Below are 14500 nucleotides of genomic sequence, written 5' to 3'. Positions count from 1 at the left end.
CGCGTTCCCGCCGGAGCGTGGTCACATCCTCGCTGATCCGTAGATCTGACGAGTGTTCCCGGCCCGGCCGCCACGAGCTGCCGTTCCGGGGGCCGATGGAGGCGACGGTGCCCGACGAGCGACCTTCCGCGGAAGGCCCGGCCACTTTTCGCGAAGTGTTCGCCCAGCGCGAGTTCCGGGCCGTCTTCGCGGCCGGGGCTCTCTCCTGGGTCGGTGACTACGTCGCCAAGGCCGCCGTGACCCTCCTCGTCTACCAGCAGACCAGGTCCGTCGCGCTCTCCGCCGCCGCGTTCGCGGTCAGCTACCTGCCGTGGCTGCTGGGTGGCCCGCTGCTCGCCGCCCTGGCCGAGCGGCACCCGTACCGCAGGGTGATGGTGGCGTGTGACGTCATCCGGATGGCGCTGATGCTGCTCATCGCCCTCCCCGACCTGCCCGTTCCGGCGCTGCTGGTGCTCATCTTCGCGGCCACGCTCGCCAACCCGCCGAGCCAGGCCGCGAAGTCCGCGCTGATGCCACAGATCCTCGCCGGGGACCGGCTGGTGGTTGGGTTGTCGCTGAACGCCAGCATCGGTCAGGCGGCCCAGGTCGTCGGCTACCTGCTCGGCGCCGCCGTCGCCTCCATCGACCCGACGGTCGCGCTGTTGTTCAACGCGGTCACGTTCGGCCTCTCGGCGCTGCTGGTCCGCCTCGGCGTGCGGAACCGGCCAGCGACGATGACCAGCGCGCACCGCTCTCACCTGCTCCGGGAGACCGCCCAGGGGTTCCAGATCGTGTTCGGCACGCCGGTGCTGCGGGCCATCGCGGTGCTGGTGTTCAGCGCGCTGCTGTTCTCGATCGTTCCGGAGGGGCTGGCCGCGGCCTGGGCCAACAAGGGCTCCTCCGGCGGCATGGCCCCGGGCACCGCGCAAGCGGTGATCATGGTCGCCAACCCGGTGGGCTACGTCCTGGGTGGGCTGCTGGTGAGCCGGCTGTTCGGCCCGACCCGCCGACTGGCCCTGATGCGGCCCCTCGCGGTGTTCTCCCCGCTGGTGCTGGTGCCGGCGCTGTTCGACCCTCCACCGCTGGTGGTGGCGTTGCTGGCCGCCCTGTGCGGGTTCGCGGTCGCCGGGATGATGCCGATGGCCAACGGGCTCTTCGTCCAGGCGCTGCCGGACGGATTCCGGGCCCGCGCGTTCGGCGTGATGGCCACCGGCGTCCAGGTCATCCAGGGTCTCGCGGTGCTGGTCACCGGGCTGCTCGCCGAGCGGTTCTCCATTCCGGTGGTGGTGGGGGTCTGGAGCGCCGCCGGGGTGCTGCTGATGACGATCGCCGCCCTGCGCTGGCCGGGCAAGCAGACGGTGGACGACGCCATCGCCAAGGCCGCCGCGGCCAACGCCGAGCCGACCCCCGATCCGGGCGGCACCATCGCCGACGGCACGCCGGCGGGCACCGACCTCCGGCCCGCGGACGGCCACCGCCGGCACGCGGTCACCTGATCCACCGCGTGAGCCGGCGCACGGCCTCCGGGTCGGGCCGACGGCCGACGCACCTGGCAGGATGGAACGGTGAACCCCGCAGGTGAATCCGACCGTAACGATGCGTCGATGACCCTCTTCGAAGCGGTCGGCGGCGAACCCACCTTCCGCCGGCTGGTGGACGAGTTCTACGCCGGCGTCGCCACCGATCCCCTGCTGCGACCCATGTACCCGGAGGAGGACCTGGGCCCGGCGGCCGACCGGTTCACCCTGTTCCTGATGCAGTACTGGGGCGGGCCGAACACGTACTCCGCACAACGCGGGCACCCGCGGCTGCGCATGCGGCACGCGCCGTTCCGGATCGGCGGGGCCGAGCGGGACGCCTGGCTGCGGCACATGCGCCAGGCGGTGGACCGGCTCGACCTGGAGCCGCAGCTCGCCGTCGCTCTCTGGGACTATCTGGAGCGGGCCGCGTACTTCATGGTCAACGTCATGGAGGACCCGGCCGAGGGCGCCTGACGGCGCGTTCCGGCACGGACGCTGCGGGGCGCCTCAGAGCAGGGCGCCTTCGTCGTGCAGCCAGTCCACGAAGCTGGCGGCCACTGCCGCGCCGCAGTCGAGCATCTCGACCAGCAGAGCGTCGTGGGTGCCGGCGCCCAGCGGCACCTGCAACTCGGCGTAGATCGGCAGCTGCCCGCGCTCGGTCGGGTCGCCGATGTACGCCTTGCAGAAGCGGCGGGTGTGGTTCCACTCGTTGACCACCCGGTAGGCCCGGTCGGCCCAGTCCGGCGGAACCGTGGCGTGCGGGCGGGCCCGCATCACCAGGATCTCGTCCTCGGGGCCTTCGAGGGTCACCAGCACGGCGTGCCGCTCCCACATGGCCAGCAGGTTGCCGTCGCCGTCGGCCAGGTAGCGCACGTCGAGCAGGTCGAGTGCGTCACAGACGCGGCGCAGGCTCACCGGCTCGATGGTCGCCGGCATCTCGGTCAGTACGGGCCGGTCGCTGCCCGGGCAGTCGTCCCCCGGCTGGCGAGGGCTCGGCGGGCCGACCCGGACCGCGCTCTCCACTGTGATCCCGCTTCGGGTTTCCGGATCGCCGCCGTCGGCGGGACCGGGGCGCCATGACCACCACGGCATCGCTCGTCGCACCTCACTCCCCAGCGGATCCAGCCGCCTACGGTGCGTTGGATCCGAGGATGGACGGTACCCGGACAGCCGGGTTGAAGCATCCCCCCAACGGCCGCACCGGCCCAGAAGAATGAGCAGGGGTCATCCGTTCGGACGAGTGGCGAGGGGCGTCACGGCAAGATCGGTGGCCTTCTGCAACCAGGCCGCTCCGTATGGTCCCACCAGGCCCACCCAACGGCCCGCCACCCGCACCTGGACCTCGGAGCGCGCGCCAGGACCGGCCGGATCGTCGATCGCGCCGAGGAAGCCCATCCGGACCAGCCCCTGCACCAGCCGCTGCGGCACCTCGACGGCAGGGCCCGGCGGATCGTCCGGCGTGACCAGCACGGCCACGTGGTCGAGCAGCGCGTCGCGCAACGCGCGCTGACCCACCGCGCGGCCCGCCACCCCCTGCTCGCTCGCGGTGCGCAGGGTGCCCGCCGCCGCGTCGGCGATCCGCCGCAGCTCGACTGCGGGCAGCACCTCCACCGGCTCGCTTCGCGCCGGTGGCAGCGGCCAGCGCCACTGCGCGTCGCGGCGGGCCGGCAACGTCGCGCCACCGCGTTCCAGCTCGGCCAGCAGGTCGGCGGCGCCCACCGTGACGTCTCCGGCGGCCCCACCGGCGACCGTCCGGGCCACCAGCACCTGCCAGGGCAGCCGGGCGAACAGGGCGACCCGGCCGGGAGCGCCGGCCGGCCGCAGCCGGACCGGCGCCGCCGGGTCCAGCCGGACCAGCCGGGCCAGGAAGGCACCCGCGTCGGCCACGCCGGTCACGCCGTGCCCGGACGGCGACGCCGCCACCCGGTCCGGGCCGGCGGTGCCGGGCAGCGTCACGCCCCGCCGCCCTGCGGGGCGTACGTGAGCAGGAAATCCCGCTCCTCGGGCGTGATCCGCCGGGGCACCTGGCGGGTCAGGTCGAACGGCACCAGCACCGAGCGGGCACGGCTGGCCAGCACCTCGCCGTCGTACAGCTCGTACGCGACGGTGAACCGTGAAGCCTTGATCTCCTCCACCCACAGCTCGATGCGGACGGTGGGCGCGGCCTCCGCGGTGGCCCGACCCAGCGCGTAGTCGACCGGGCGCAGGTAGTCGACCTCGTGCCGGCGGATCACCACGCCGTCGGCAAACGAACCCACTCCCCAGGCCCGGCCGCCGGCGAACATCAACGCCACCCGCGCCTCCTCGTAGAGCGTGAGGAAGCGCGAGTTGTTGACGTGGCCGTACGCGTCCAGGTCGGACCAGCGCAGCGTGCAGTGGTAGACGAACCGGTCGGACATCAGTCGCGGGTCAGCTTGCGGTAGGTCACCCGGTGCGGCCGGGCGGCCTCCGCGCCGAGGCGGTCGATCTTGTTCTTCTCGTACGCCTCGAAGTTGCCCTCGAACCAGAACCACCTGGCCGGGTCCTGGTCGTCACCCTCCCAGGCCAGGATGTGCGTGGAGACCCGGTCCAGGAACATCCGGTCGTGGGAGATGACCACGGCGCAGCCGGGGAACTCCAGCAGGGCGTTCTCCAGGCTGGAGAGCGTCTCCACGTCGAGGTCGTTGGTCGGCTCGTCGAGCAGGATGACGTTGCCGCCGATCTTCAGGGTCAGCGCCAGGTTCAGCCGGTTGCGCTCACCGCCGGAGAGCACCTTGGTCGGCTTCTGCTGGTCCGGTCCCTTGAAGCCGAACGCGGCGATGTACGCCCGCGAGGGCATCTCGACCTTGCCCACCATCAGGTAGTCCAGCCCGTCGGAGACGACCTCCCAGACGGTCTTGTCACCGTCGAGGCCCTGCCGGTTCTGGTCGACGTACGACAGCGAGACGGTGGGGCCGACCCGGACCTCGCCGCCGGTCGGCTCCTCCAGCCCGACGATGGTCTTGAACAGCGTGGTCTTGCCGACGCCGTTCGGGCCGATGATGCCGACGATGCCGTTACGGGGCAGCGAGAACGACAGGTCGTCGATCAGCAGCCGGTCGCCGAAGCCCTTGCTGAGGCCGTTCGCCTCGATCACCGTGCTGCCCAGGCGCGGGCCCGGCGGGATCTGAATCTCCTCGAAGTCCAGCTTGCGGGTCTTCTCCGCCTCGTTGGCCATCTCGTCGTACCGGTCCAGGCGGGCCTTGGACTTGGTCTGCCGGGCCTTGGCGTTGGAGCGGACCCACTCCAGCTCCTCGGTGAGGCGCTTCTTCATCTTGGCGTCGCGGCGACCCTCGACGGCCAGCCGGGCGGCCTTCTTCTCCAGGTAGGTGGAGTAGTTGCCCTCGTACCCGATGGCCCGGCCGCGGTCCAGCTCCAGGATCCAACCGGCCACCTTGTCCAGGAAGTACCGGTCGTGGGTGATCGCCATGACGGTGCCGGCGTACTTGGCCAGGTGCTGCTCCAGCCAGGAGACGCTCTCCGCGTCCAGGTGGTTGGTGGGCTCGTCGAGCAGCAGCAGGTCGGGCGCCTCCAGCAGCAGCTTGCAGAGCGCGACGCGGCGGCGCTCACCACCGGAGAGCTGGGTCACATCGGCGTCCGGCGGCGGGCAGCGCAGCGCGTCCATGGCGAGTTCGAGCTTGGAGTCGATGTCCCACGCGTCGGCGTGGTCCAGCTCCTCCTGGAGCTTGCCCATCTCCTCCATCAGCTCGTCGGAGTAGTCCGTCGCCATCTGCTCGGCGATCTTGTTGAACCGCTCCAGCTTGGCCTTGGTCTCGGCGACCGCCTCCTCGACGTTGCCGAGCACGGTCTTGGCGTCGTTGAGCGGGGGCTCCTGGGCGAGCATGCCGACGGTGTAGCCGGGCATCAGCCGGGCCTCGCCGTTGCTCGGCTTGTCCAGCCCTGCCATGATCTTGAGGAGGCTGGACTTACCGGCGCCGTTCGGGCCGACCACACCGATCTTGGCCCCCGGCAGGAAGCTCAGCGTCACGTTGTCGAGCACGACCTTGTCGCCGTGCGCCTTGCGCGCCTTTTCCAGGACGTAGATGTACTGGGCCACGGTGCGGGCTACCTCCGTCGGTTTGCTGTCGCCTGAGTCGGCGGCGCGGCGCGGGCTGGGACCTGCACCCGCCGCCGGCCGGGAGCCGGCCGCGCGCACGCCATCGTCAATCCTGACAGGTACGGCGCGCTTCGCCCACATCACCCCGCCCCAGGAGTACGCCGGCGAGCCGCATTGCCGGAGTCGGTATAACTCACTACCGTCTTGAGTGTGACCAAAAAGATCGCCATCAGCATCCCGGACGACGTCGCAGAACGGCTGGCCACCGAGCCCAACGTGTCCGCCTTCGTGACGGAGAGCATCCGCCAACGAATGGTCGGTGAACGAACCCGGCGGATTCTGGAGCAGATCGGTTTCAAGATCACCGACGAGGGCCTCGAGGAGGCCGGGCGCAAGTTGGATCAGGCTCGCCAGGCAATAACTCCCGAGTTGCGCGCCAAGGCCGCCGCGCTGCTGAACGAGGCGTCGCGGGGACGGCTACAGGTTCGTGACTGACGCGGGACTCGTACTCGACACCACCGCATTGCTGGCCTACTCCGAAGGAGAGCCGGCTGTGGGCATCCAGATCGCCAAGGTTGCCTACCGCCGGGAGTCCGTGATCATTCCGGCCATGTGCCTGACAGCCGCATATCGCCGAGTGTCCAGCGACGGCTGGCCGTTGCTGGACATTGTCTCCGATCTCGAAGCTGTAGTTGTCGCGCCGGTCGATCACAACATGTGCCCCATCCTGGGCGGCTGGTCCCGCCTCCTGGGCAGCATCGATCTCGCCCAGGTTGCGATCGAAGCGGCAGCCCGAGCGGTCGTACCGGTCATGACGGATCGGCGGGAACTGCTTGGTGAGGTACTGCCCAAGGAATGGCCGATCATCGATCTCTGACCGCCACGGCTGTCGACAAGATCACCTGTAGGATTCGGCCAGACCGAGGCGGGTAGGAGACTCCGGCACGGGGCACAAGACGCCGCAGCTACGCTCAGTACGCTCATCGCGGTGGACCCGTCAGCACCCGGAGGTGGCCGATCGTGACCGTCCGTAGCTCCTTTGTCGTTGTGGCGAACCGTCTGCCGGTCGACGAGGTGAGCACACCCGAGGGACGGCAGTGGCGACGCAGCCCAGGCGGGCTGGTCACCGCGCTGCATCCTGTGCTCGCCGAACAGCATGGCACCTGGGTCGGCTGGGCCGGCGGCACCGGCGCCGCCCCCGAACCGTTCGACCTGGAGGGGATCCGGCTGCATCCGGTGCCGCTGAGCGCCGAGGAGTTGGAGCGCTACTACGAGGGCCAGTCGAACGCGACGATCTGGCCGCTCTACCACGACGCGGTGGAGACCCCGGCCTACAAGCGCCGGTGGCGCGAGGCGTACCGGCTGGTCAACGCCCGGTTCGCGGAGGCTGCGGCGGACGTGGCGGCCGAGGGCGCGACGGTCTGGGTGCAGGACTACCAGCTCCAACTGGTCCCCGCGATGCTCCGCGAGCTGCGTCCGGACCTGCGGATCGGGTTCTTCCTGCACATCCCGTTCCCGCCGATCGAGCTGTTCATGCAGATGCCGTTCCGCACCGAGATCCTGCGCGGTCTGCTCGGCGCGGACCTGGTGGGCTTCCAGCAGCGGCTGGCCGCGCAGAACTTCGTACGGCTGGCCCGGCACCTCCTCGGCCTGCGCTACGAGGGGCAGATGATCCAGGTCGACGGGCGACAGGTGAAGGCGGGCGCCTTCCCCATCTCGATCGACACCCAGGAGATGGAACGGATGGCCGCCGACCCGGCGATCCAGGCGCGGGCCAAGCAGATCCGCGCCGAGCTGGGCGACCCGAAGACGATCATCCTGGGCGTGGACCGGCTGGATTACACCAAGGGCATCGAGTTGCGGCTCAAGGCGTTCCGCGAGTTGCTCGCTGACGGAAAGTTGACAGTTCCGGACGCCGTTATGGTGCAGGTGGCCACGCCGAGCCGCGAGCGCGTCGAGCACTACCAGGCACTTCGGGTCAAGGTAGAGCGCGAAGTTGGTCGCATTAATGGCGAATTCGGCCGAGTCGGCGTGCCGGCCGTGCATTACCTCCATCAGTCGTACAGTCGCAGTGAACTGGCCGCGATGTACGTTGCTGCGGACGTGATGATGGTGACCCCGCTGCGAGACGGTATGAATCTCGTCGCCAAGGAGTACGTCGCATCACGCGCCGACCAGGGCGGTGCGCTCGTGCTCAGCGAGTTCGCTGGCGCCGCAACGGAGCTGCGCCAGGCCTTCCTGTGTAACCCGCACGACCCGGACGCGGTCAAGGACGCCCTGCTCCGGGCCGTGCACGTGGAGAAAACCGAGGCACGCCGCCGGATGCGGACAATGCAACGTCACCTGCGTACCCACGACGTGGGGCACTGGGCCAAGTCTTTCCTCTCCGAACTCGGAGTTCCCGAGGCGGAGGCCGCGTGAACACGTCCGTCACCGACGGAGCGGCGATCACCACGGGGGTGCTGGACCCCGAGCTGCGCTCCGCCATCGGCCGGATCGCCCGGGTTCCGCAGCTCCTGATCGCCTGCGACTACGACGGCACACTCGCGCCGATCGTGGAGGACCCGAGCACCGCCGTACCGCTGCCCGAATCGGTGGCGGCGATCCGCGCGCTCGCCGCGCTGCCGCAGACGAGCGTGGCCGTGGTCTCCGGCCGGGCCCTGCGGGACCTGGCCGCGCTCTCCCGGCTGCCCAGCGAGGTGCACCTCGTCGGCAGTCACGGCTCCGAGTTCGACATCGGCTTCGTCGAGCGCCTCTCCCCCGAGCTGGTCGCGGTGCGCACCCAGGTGCGCAACGCGCTGCGGGAGATCGCCGCCGAACACCCCGGCATCCGGCTGGAACGCAAGCCGGCCAGCGTCGCGGTGCACACCCGGGGCGTCGACCCGCAGGTCGCCGCCGCAGCCATCGAGGCGGTCCGCAACGGCCCGGCCACCTTCGACGGCGTCACGGTGACGCAGGGCAAGGAGGTCATCGAGCTGTCCGTGGTGGCCACCCACAAGGGCACCGCCGTCGACCAGCTCCGGACCCAGCTCTCGGCCAGCGCGGTGCTCTTCATCGGCGACGACGTCACCGACGAGAACGCCTTCGGCAACCTGCACGGGCCGGACCTCGGCATCAAGATCGGCCCCGGCGAGACCAAGGCCGGCTTCCGGGTGGCCGAGCCCATCGAGGCAGCCCGCGCGCTCGGGCTGCTGCTGGAGACCCGCCGCCACTGGCTCTTCGGCGAGCGGGCGGTGCCGATCGAGCGGCACTCCATGCTGGCCAACGGTCGTACGGTCGCGTTGCTCACGCCGGAGGCGAAGGTCAGCTGGCTCTGCCACCCCAAGCCGGACTCGGCGGCGATCTTCGCCGACCTGGTCGGTGGCAGCCCGGCCGGTCACTTCAGCGTCGCCCCGGAGCGCGGGGGCATCCCGCTGGGCCAGCGCTACCGCTCCGGCACGATGACCGTCGAGACCCGGTGGTCCGGGCTCACCGTCACCGACTGGCTGGACAAGCCGGCCCGCGAGACGACGCCGGACGGCCCGGCGGTGGTCACCGGCGACTCGACCCTGGTCCGGGTGCTCACCGGCAGCGGTCGGGTCCGGGTGGAGTTCGCCCCGCGCCCCGAGTTCGGTCAGGTCGCCGTGCAGTTGCAGCCGCTCGGCGACGGCCTGCTGGTGCTCGGCTCGAACGAACCGGTAGCCCTCTACTCCCCCGGGGTCGAGTGGCAGGTCAACAACGACGGTGGGTACGAGACCGCCAAGGCGACCGTCGACCTGTCGGCCGCCGGCGGGCAGGTCGTGCTGGAGCTGCGCTTCGGCACGCACAGCCTGGAGCACCACCGGGTGCCGATCCACGATCGGCAGGCCGCGGCCGAGCAGCCGTGGAAGGACTGGGTGGCCTCGCTGCGGCTGCCGTCCACCTCCCGCGACCTGGTGGCCCGCAGCGCGCTCACCCTGCGCGGGCTCTGCCACGAGATCACCGGCTCGATCCTGGCCGCGGCGACCACCTCCCTCCCCGAGGAGCTGGGCGGCGTCCGCAACTGGGACTACCGCTACTGCTGGCTGCGTGACGCCGCGCTGACCGCCCGCGCGCTTGTCGACCTCGGGTCCATCGAGGAGGCCGAGGCGTTCCTGCGCTGGGTCGACGGCTGCATCGAGCGCACCGGTGGCCACCCGGAGCGACTGCACCCGCTCTACACCATCGACGGCTACGAGCTGGGCGCTGAGGCGGTCATCGACACGCTGCCCGGGTACGCCGGCTCCCGGCCGGTCCGGGTCGGCAACCTCGCCAACCACCAGCTCCAGCTCGACGTGTTCGGCCCGATCGCCGACCTGATCGCGGCGGTCGCCGACGCGCGCGGCTCGGTCCGCGACGACGAGTGGCGGGTCCTGGAGAACATGGTCGAGGCGGTTCGCCGCCGGTGGCACGAGCCCGACCACGGGATCTGGGAGGCGCGGCTGCCACCCCGGCACCACGTCTTCTCCAAGGTGATGTGCTGGATGACCGTCGACCGGGCGCTGCACGTGATGCGCCAGCACGGCGGCGAGGACCGGCCGGAGTGGAAGGACCTGCGCGACCGGATCGGCGCCAACGTGCTGGAGCACGGCTGGCACGACGACGTCGAGGCGTACAGCGTCGCGTACGGGGACGAGGACATGGACGCCTCGTCGCTCTGGATCGGCCTCTCCGGCCTGCTCCCGGGTGACGACCCGCGCTTCCTGTCCACCGTCCTGAAGATCGAGGCGGACCTGCGCAGCGGCCCGGTCGTCTACCGCTACCACTGGGACGACGGCCTGCCCGGCCGTGAGGGCGGTTTCCACATCTGCACGGCGTGGCTGATCGAGGCGTACCTGCGCACCGGCCGCCGCACCGACGCCGAGGAGCTGTTCGCGCAGATGGTGCTCACCGCCGGCCCGACCGGGCTGCTCCCCGAGCAGTACGACCCGCTCGCCGAGCGCGGCCTGGGCAACCACCCGCAGGCGTACAGCCACCTCGGGCTGATCCGCTGCGCCCTGCTGCTCGACAACATGCTCAAGCAGTAGCCGACAGTCAGTTCGACGAAGGGCCGGGGCAGCGCTGCTCCGGCCCTTCGTCATTCGGCCGACGCCGGCCGGTCAAACCCCACCGGCGGGTACCGGTCACCCGAGAGCCGCCGTCAGGGCCCTCGCGTCGCCCTCTGCGCGTCCTTTGCTCTGCTTCACTCCACGCAACACAAACGCCTTCTGGGTGTTGCGTCGGTTGAAGCAGAGCAAAGGACGCGCGCGGGGACCAGCCGGTCTCCGCCGCCCGCACCGCCCGGGGTCCGCTCCGCCGCCCGCACCGCCCGGGGTCCGCTCTGCCGCCCGCACCGCCCGGGGCCGCTCCGCGCCCGGGTGGACCGTGCCACCGGTCACCCGTCGAGGGCACCCACCACGTCGCCGAGCACCACGACCGCGGGCGGGCGCACCTCGGCGGTGAGCGCGTCGGCGGCCACCGCGCCGAGCGTGGACCGCAGCGTCCGTTGGGCGCCCGTGGTGCCCTCCTGAACGACCGCGGCGGGCGTCTGTGGCGACCGGCCGTGCGCGATCAGGGTCTCGGCGATGGCGGCGAGGTTCTTGAGCCCCATCAGGATCACCAGGGTGCCGCGCAGGCCCGCGAGGGCGTCCCAGCGCACCAGCGAGGCCGGCGAGTCGGGTGCCACGTGGCCGGAGACGACGGTGAACTCGTGCGCCACCCCCCGGTGGGTGACCGGGATCCCGGCCGCCGCCGGAACGGCGATCGAGCTGGTCACTCCCGGGACGACGGTCACCGGCACGCCGGCCGCCGCGCAGGCCAGTAGCTCCTCGCCGCCACGGCCGAAGACGTACGGGTCGCCGCCCTTGAGCCGGACCACGACGGCGCCGGCCAGGGCCCGGTCGACCAGGATCCGGTTGATCTCCTCCTGGGCCCGGGACGGGCCGTAGGGGATCTTCGAGGCGTCCACCAGCTCGACGTCGGCGCGGAGTTCGTCCAGGAGTAGACCCGGCACTAGCCGGTCGGCGACCACCACGTCGGCCTCGGTGAGCAACCGCCAACCCTTCACGGTGATCAGCTCCGGGTCTCCCGGCCCCGCCCCGACCAGCGCCACCCGCCCGGCGGTCGCGCCGGTCGTCGCCTCGGCGGAGGGCCGGACCCGGGTGGGAGCAGCGTCGCGTACGGCGAGCAGGTCGCGGATGGCGTCGCGGACGGTCATCGCGCGGCGAGGATCTCCGCCGCCGAGCACCGCCACGGTGACCGGGCCGTGGCGGGTCACCGCCGGCGTCCAGGCCGTGGCGGCGGTCCGGTCGTCGGCCCGGACGCAGAAGATCCGCCGTTCGGCGGCGACGGCGCTCACCGCAGCCGCCGCCATCGGATCGTCGATCGCCACCTGGACCAGCCAGGCCCCGTCCAGGTCCTCGGGCACGAACCGGCGCGGCACCCAGTGCAGCCGACCCGCGTCCACCCGGGCCCGCAGCGCCGGGGTCAGCTCCGGGGCCACCAGCAGGACGTCCGCGCCGGCATCCAGCAGCGCCGGCACCCGCCGGGTGGCGACCGCACCGCCGCCCACCACGACCACACGTCGCCCCTCGAGCCGCAGGCCGAGCGGGTACGGGCTGGCGCTCACGCCGCACCACCGAGCCGGACCGCCCGCTCGTTGGGCACCGTCACTTCTCGGCCACCCCGGCGGAGTCGAAGGTGGCCACGTCGTGCAGCACCCGGACCGCGCCGGTGACCACCGGCAGGGCCAACAGCGCGCCGGTGCCCTCGCCGAGGCGCAGCCCCAGGTCGATCAGCGGGTCGAGGCCGAGGTGCCGCAGCGCCACCGTCGCGCCCGGCTCGGCCGAGCGGTGCCCGGCGACCATGGCCGCGACCGCGTCGGGTGCGAACGCGGCGGCGGCGAGCGCCGCCGACACCGCGATCACGCCGTCCAGCAGGACCGGCGTACGGCGGGCGGCGGCGCCCAGGATCAGCCCGGCCAGCGCGGCGTGCTCCAGGCCACCGACGGCGGCGAGCACGCCCAGCGGGTCGGCCGGATCGGGCGTGTGCCGGGCCAGCGCGGCCCGCACGACGGCCACCTTGTGGGCGTACGTCGGGTCGTCGATCCCGGTGCCCCGGCCGGTGGAGTCGAGCGGGTCGACGCCGGTGAACGCGGCGATCAGCGCGGCGGCCGGGGTGGTGTTGCCGATGCCCATGTCCCCGGTGAGCAGGATGCCCGCCCCGGCGTCGATCAGCTCGTCGGCGATCCGGATGCCGGTCCGCACCGCCGCGAGGGCCTCGTCCCGGGTGAGCGCGGCGGTCACCGTGAGGTCCCGGGTGCCCCGGCGCACGGAGGCGGTGACCAGTCGGGGCGCGGACGGGTCGGCCGGACCGGAAGCCTCGGGGACGGGCAGCGGGGTGGCCACCCCGACGTCGACCACGGTGACCGAGGCGCCGGCCTGGCGGGCGAACGCGTTGACGACCGCACCGCCGGCCAGGAAGTTGCCGATCATCTGCCCGGTGACCTCCTGCGGCCACGGGCTGACCCCCTGGGCGTGCACCCCGTGGTCGCCCGCGAAGATCGCCACGGCGGCCGGCTCGGGCACCGGCGGTGGGCAGGCCCCGGCCAGCCCGGCGAGGCGTACCGACAGATCCTCCAGCAGGCCCAGCGAGCCCGGCGGCTTGGTCAGCCGGCCGTGCAGCTCGCGGGCGGCGGCCATCGCCGCCTCGTCGAGTGGCCGGATGGCCGAAATCGTGGTCTCCAGCATCATGCCTCCATGGTCTCGCGCAGCACCTCGATGAACGCGTCGGTGGTGTTCCGGTCGCGTACCGCCACCCGCAGCCAGTCCGGGCCGAGCCCGGGGAAGGTGTCGCCCCGGCGTACCGCCCAGCCCCGGTCGCGCAGGCCCTCTCGGACCCGGTTCGCGTCGGGCAGGTGCAGCAGGACGAACGCGCTGGCCGGGCGGCCCGCGACGCGTACGCCGGGCAGGTCGGCCAGGCGCGCGACCAGGTGGTCGCGGTCGGCGGCGAGGTCGGCGGCGATCGCGCGTTCGGCCTCGACCGCGACTCCGGTGGCGCAGGCCGCGGCGGCGGCCAGCGCGGGCGTGGAGACGGCCCACAGCGGCTGGACGGCGGCCAGGCGGGACAGCAGCTCCGGGGCGCCGAGCAGGTAGCCGATCCGCAGGCCGGCCAGGCCCCACGTCTTGGTGAGGCTGCGCAGGACGAGCAGCCCGGGCAGATCCCGCCGCTCGGCCAGCGACTCCGGCTCGCCGGGGTGCGCGCCGCCGGTGGTGTCGGCGAACGCCTCGTCGACCACCAGCACCCGGCCGGGACGGGCGAGCGCGGCCACGGTCCGCGCGGGGTGCAGCACCGAGGTGGGATTCGTCGGGTTGCCGATCATCACGAGGTCGGCGTCGTCGGGCACCAGGGACGGATCGAGCCGGAACCCGTCGGCCGGGTCCAGCAGCACCCGCTCGACCGAATGGCCGGCGGCCCGTAGCGCCGCCTCCGGCTCGGTGAACTGCGGGTGCACCACCACGGGTCGGCGGATGCCACGCAGCGCCTGGGCGATCAGCACGAAGCCCTCGGCAGCGCCGGCGGTGAGGAGTACCTCGTCCGGGTGACGCCGGTGCCGGGCGGCGACGGCGGCGCGGGCCGGCGCCGGGTCGGGGTAGCGGGCCAGGTCGGTGAGGGTGGCGGCGATCGGGTCGGCCAGCCAGGCCGGCGGTGGCGTCTGGCGGACGTTGACGGCGAGGTCGATCAGCCCGGCGCCCACCTCGGCGTCGCCGTGGTGCGCGAGGTCCGGCTCGGCCCCGATGGGCGGGGTGATGGCAGCAGACTGATCGCGCATGTCCGCGATCCTGCCGGGAAGGTGGCCGGCGGAACAGTCGATGTCGGCGTAAGCCATGTCACCACCTCGCGGGTTTATGAGTTCTTCTCATGTACGAATCGGAAATGTCATAACTTGGCC

Annotated in this window: 13 protein-coding genes; 6 read left to right on the top strand and 7 right to left on the bottom strand. The window is 72.2% G+C overall.

Annotated features, from left to right (window positions below):
• Positions 1–95: 95 nt before the first annotated feature.
• Positions 96–1475, top strand: a complete 1380-nt coding sequence (locus ABZU53_RS14380; protein WP_354860607.1) for an MFS transporter — start codon at positions 96–98, stop codon at positions 1473–1475.
• A gap of 108 nt (positions 1476–1583) precedes the next feature.
• Positions 1584–1973, top strand: coding sequence for a globin (locus tag ABZU53_RS14375; RefSeq protein WP_354860608.1), 390 nt, complete (start codon positions 1584–1586; stop codon positions 1971–1973).
• Between the two features lie 33 nt (positions 1974–2006).
• Here the strand turns inward: ABZU53_RS14375 and ABZU53_RS14370 are convergent, their stop codons facing one another.
• The 4 genes from ABZU53_RS14370 to ettA all read right to left on the bottom strand — a co-directional run bounded on the left by ABZU53_RS14370 (position 2007) and on the right by ettA (position 5574).
• The gene (locus tag ABZU53_RS14370) at positions 2007–2591 is read right to left on the bottom strand and encodes a YbjN domain-containing protein (protein ID WP_234582140.1); all 585 of its coding nucleotides are present in this window, start codon (positions 2589–2591) and stop codon (positions 2007–2009) included.
• 132 nt (positions 2592–2723) lie between these two features.
• Entirely contained in the window at positions 2724–3455 is a 732-nt protein-coding gene (locus ABZU53_RS14365; protein WP_355066167.1) for a hypothetical protein, read from the bottom strand.
• Complete coding sequence (locus ABZU53_RS14360; RefSeq protein WP_354858814.1) at positions 3452–3898, bottom strand: thioesterase family protein; 447 nt, start codon at positions 3896–3898, stop codon at positions 3452–3454. Before ABZU53_RS14360 ends, ABZU53_RS14365 begins: the two co-directional genes overlap by 4 nt.
• Positions 3898–5574 (bottom strand): energy-dependent translational throttle protein EttA, encoded by a 1677-nt coding sequence (gene ettA, locus ABZU53_RS14355; RefSeq protein WP_355066165.1) that lies wholly within the window; start codon positions 5572–5574, stop codon positions 3898–3900. The genes ABZU53_RS14360 and ettA overlap by 1 nt, the downstream gene beginning before the upstream one ends.
• 210 nt (positions 5575–5784) lie before the next feature.
• Between ettA and ABZU53_RS14350 the strand changes: the two genes are divergently transcribed.
• The 4 genes from ABZU53_RS14350 (at position 5785) to otsB (ending at position 10598) form a co-directional block, all read left to right on the top strand.
• Positions 5785–6069 carry a hypothetical protein gene (locus tag ABZU53_RS14350; protein ID WP_354858810.1) on the top strand — a complete coding sequence of 95 codons (285 nt, stop codon included), beginning with the start codon at positions 5785–5787 and terminating at the stop codon, positions 6067–6069.
• A gap of 58 nt (positions 6070–6127) precedes the next feature.
• Positions 6128–6451 (top strand): hypothetical protein, encoded by a 324-nt coding sequence (locus ABZU53_RS14345; RefSeq protein ID WP_355066163.1) that lies wholly within the window; start codon positions 6128–6130, stop codon positions 6449–6451.
• 143 nt (positions 6452–6594) lie between these two features.
• Complete coding sequence (locus tag ABZU53_RS14340) at positions 6595–7995, top strand: trehalose-6-phosphate synthase (RefSeq protein ID WP_355066161.1); 1401 nt, start codon at positions 6595–6597, stop codon at positions 7993–7995.
• The gene (gene otsB / locus ABZU53_RS14335; protein ID WP_355066159.1) at positions 7992–10598 is read left to right on the top strand and encodes a trehalose-phosphatase; all 2607 of its coding nucleotides are present in this window, start codon (positions 7992–7994) and stop codon (positions 10596–10598) included. Before ABZU53_RS14340 ends, otsB begins: the two co-directional genes overlap by 4 nt.
• A 347-nt stretch (positions 10599–10945) precedes the next feature.
• Here the strand turns inward: otsB and cobA are convergent, their stop codons facing one another.
• From cobA to cobC, 3 genes are read right to left on the bottom strand one after another with little or no spacing between them, the layout of a single operon-like run.
• On the bottom strand, positions 10946–12178 hold the full coding sequence (gene cobA, locus ABZU53_RS14330) for a uroporphyrinogen-III C-methyltransferase (protein ID WP_355066157.1): 1233 nt from the start codon (positions 12176–12178) through the stop codon (positions 10946–10948).
• Between the two features lie 40 nt (positions 12179–12218).
• Positions 12219–13298 carry a nicotinate-nucleotide--dimethylbenzimidazole phosphoribosyltransferase gene (gene cobT, locus ABZU53_RS14325; RefSeq protein WP_355066229.1) on the bottom strand — a complete coding sequence of 360 codons (1080 nt, stop codon included), beginning with the start codon at positions 13296–13298 and terminating at the stop codon, positions 12219–12221.
• A complete protein-coding gene (gene cobC / locus ABZU53_RS14320; protein ID WP_355066228.1) occupies positions 13298–14380 on the bottom strand; it encodes an Rv2231c family pyridoxal phosphate-dependent protein CobC in 1083 nt (360 codons plus the stop codon). Before cobC ends, cobT begins: the two co-directional genes overlap by 1 nt.
• Between the last annotated feature and the right edge of the window lie 120 nt (positions 14381–14500).

Source organism: Micromonospora sp. NPDC005194, assembly GCF_040608335.1.
In the GTDB taxonomy this organism is placed as follows: domain Bacteria; phylum Actinomycetota; class Actinomycetes; order Mycobacteriales; family Micromonosporaceae; genus Micromonospora.
The sequence above is the reverse complement of the archived record's forward strand: the minus strand, read 5'-3'. Positions and strand labels throughout refer to the sequence as shown.

Excerpts from the sequence above, each read along its gene's own strand:
- ABZU53_RS14380 (WP_354860607.1), top strand. The coding sequence starts at position 96 with ATGGAGGCGACGGTGCCCGACGAGCGACCTTCCGCGGAAGGCCCGGCC.
- ABZU53_RS14375 (WP_354860608.1), top strand. The coding sequence starts at position 1,584 with ATGACCCTCTTCGAAGCGGTCGGCGGCGAACCCACCTTCCGCCGGCTG.
- ABZU53_RS14370 (WP_234582140.1), bottom strand. The coding sequence starts at position 2,591 with ATGCCGTGGTGGTCATGGCGCCCCGGTCCCGCCGACGGCGGCGATCCG.
- ABZU53_RS14360 (WP_354858814.1), bottom strand. The coding sequence starts at position 3,898 with ATGTCCGACCGGTTCGTCTACCACTGCACGCTGCGCTGGTCCGACCTG.
- cobT (WP_355066229.1), bottom strand. The coding sequence starts at position 13,298 with ATGCTGGAGACCACGATTTCGGCCATCCGGCCACTCGACGAGGCGGCG.
- cobC (WP_355066228.1), bottom strand. The coding sequence starts at position 14,380 with ATGCGCGATCAGTCTGCTGCCATCACCCCGCCCATCGGGGCCGAGCCG.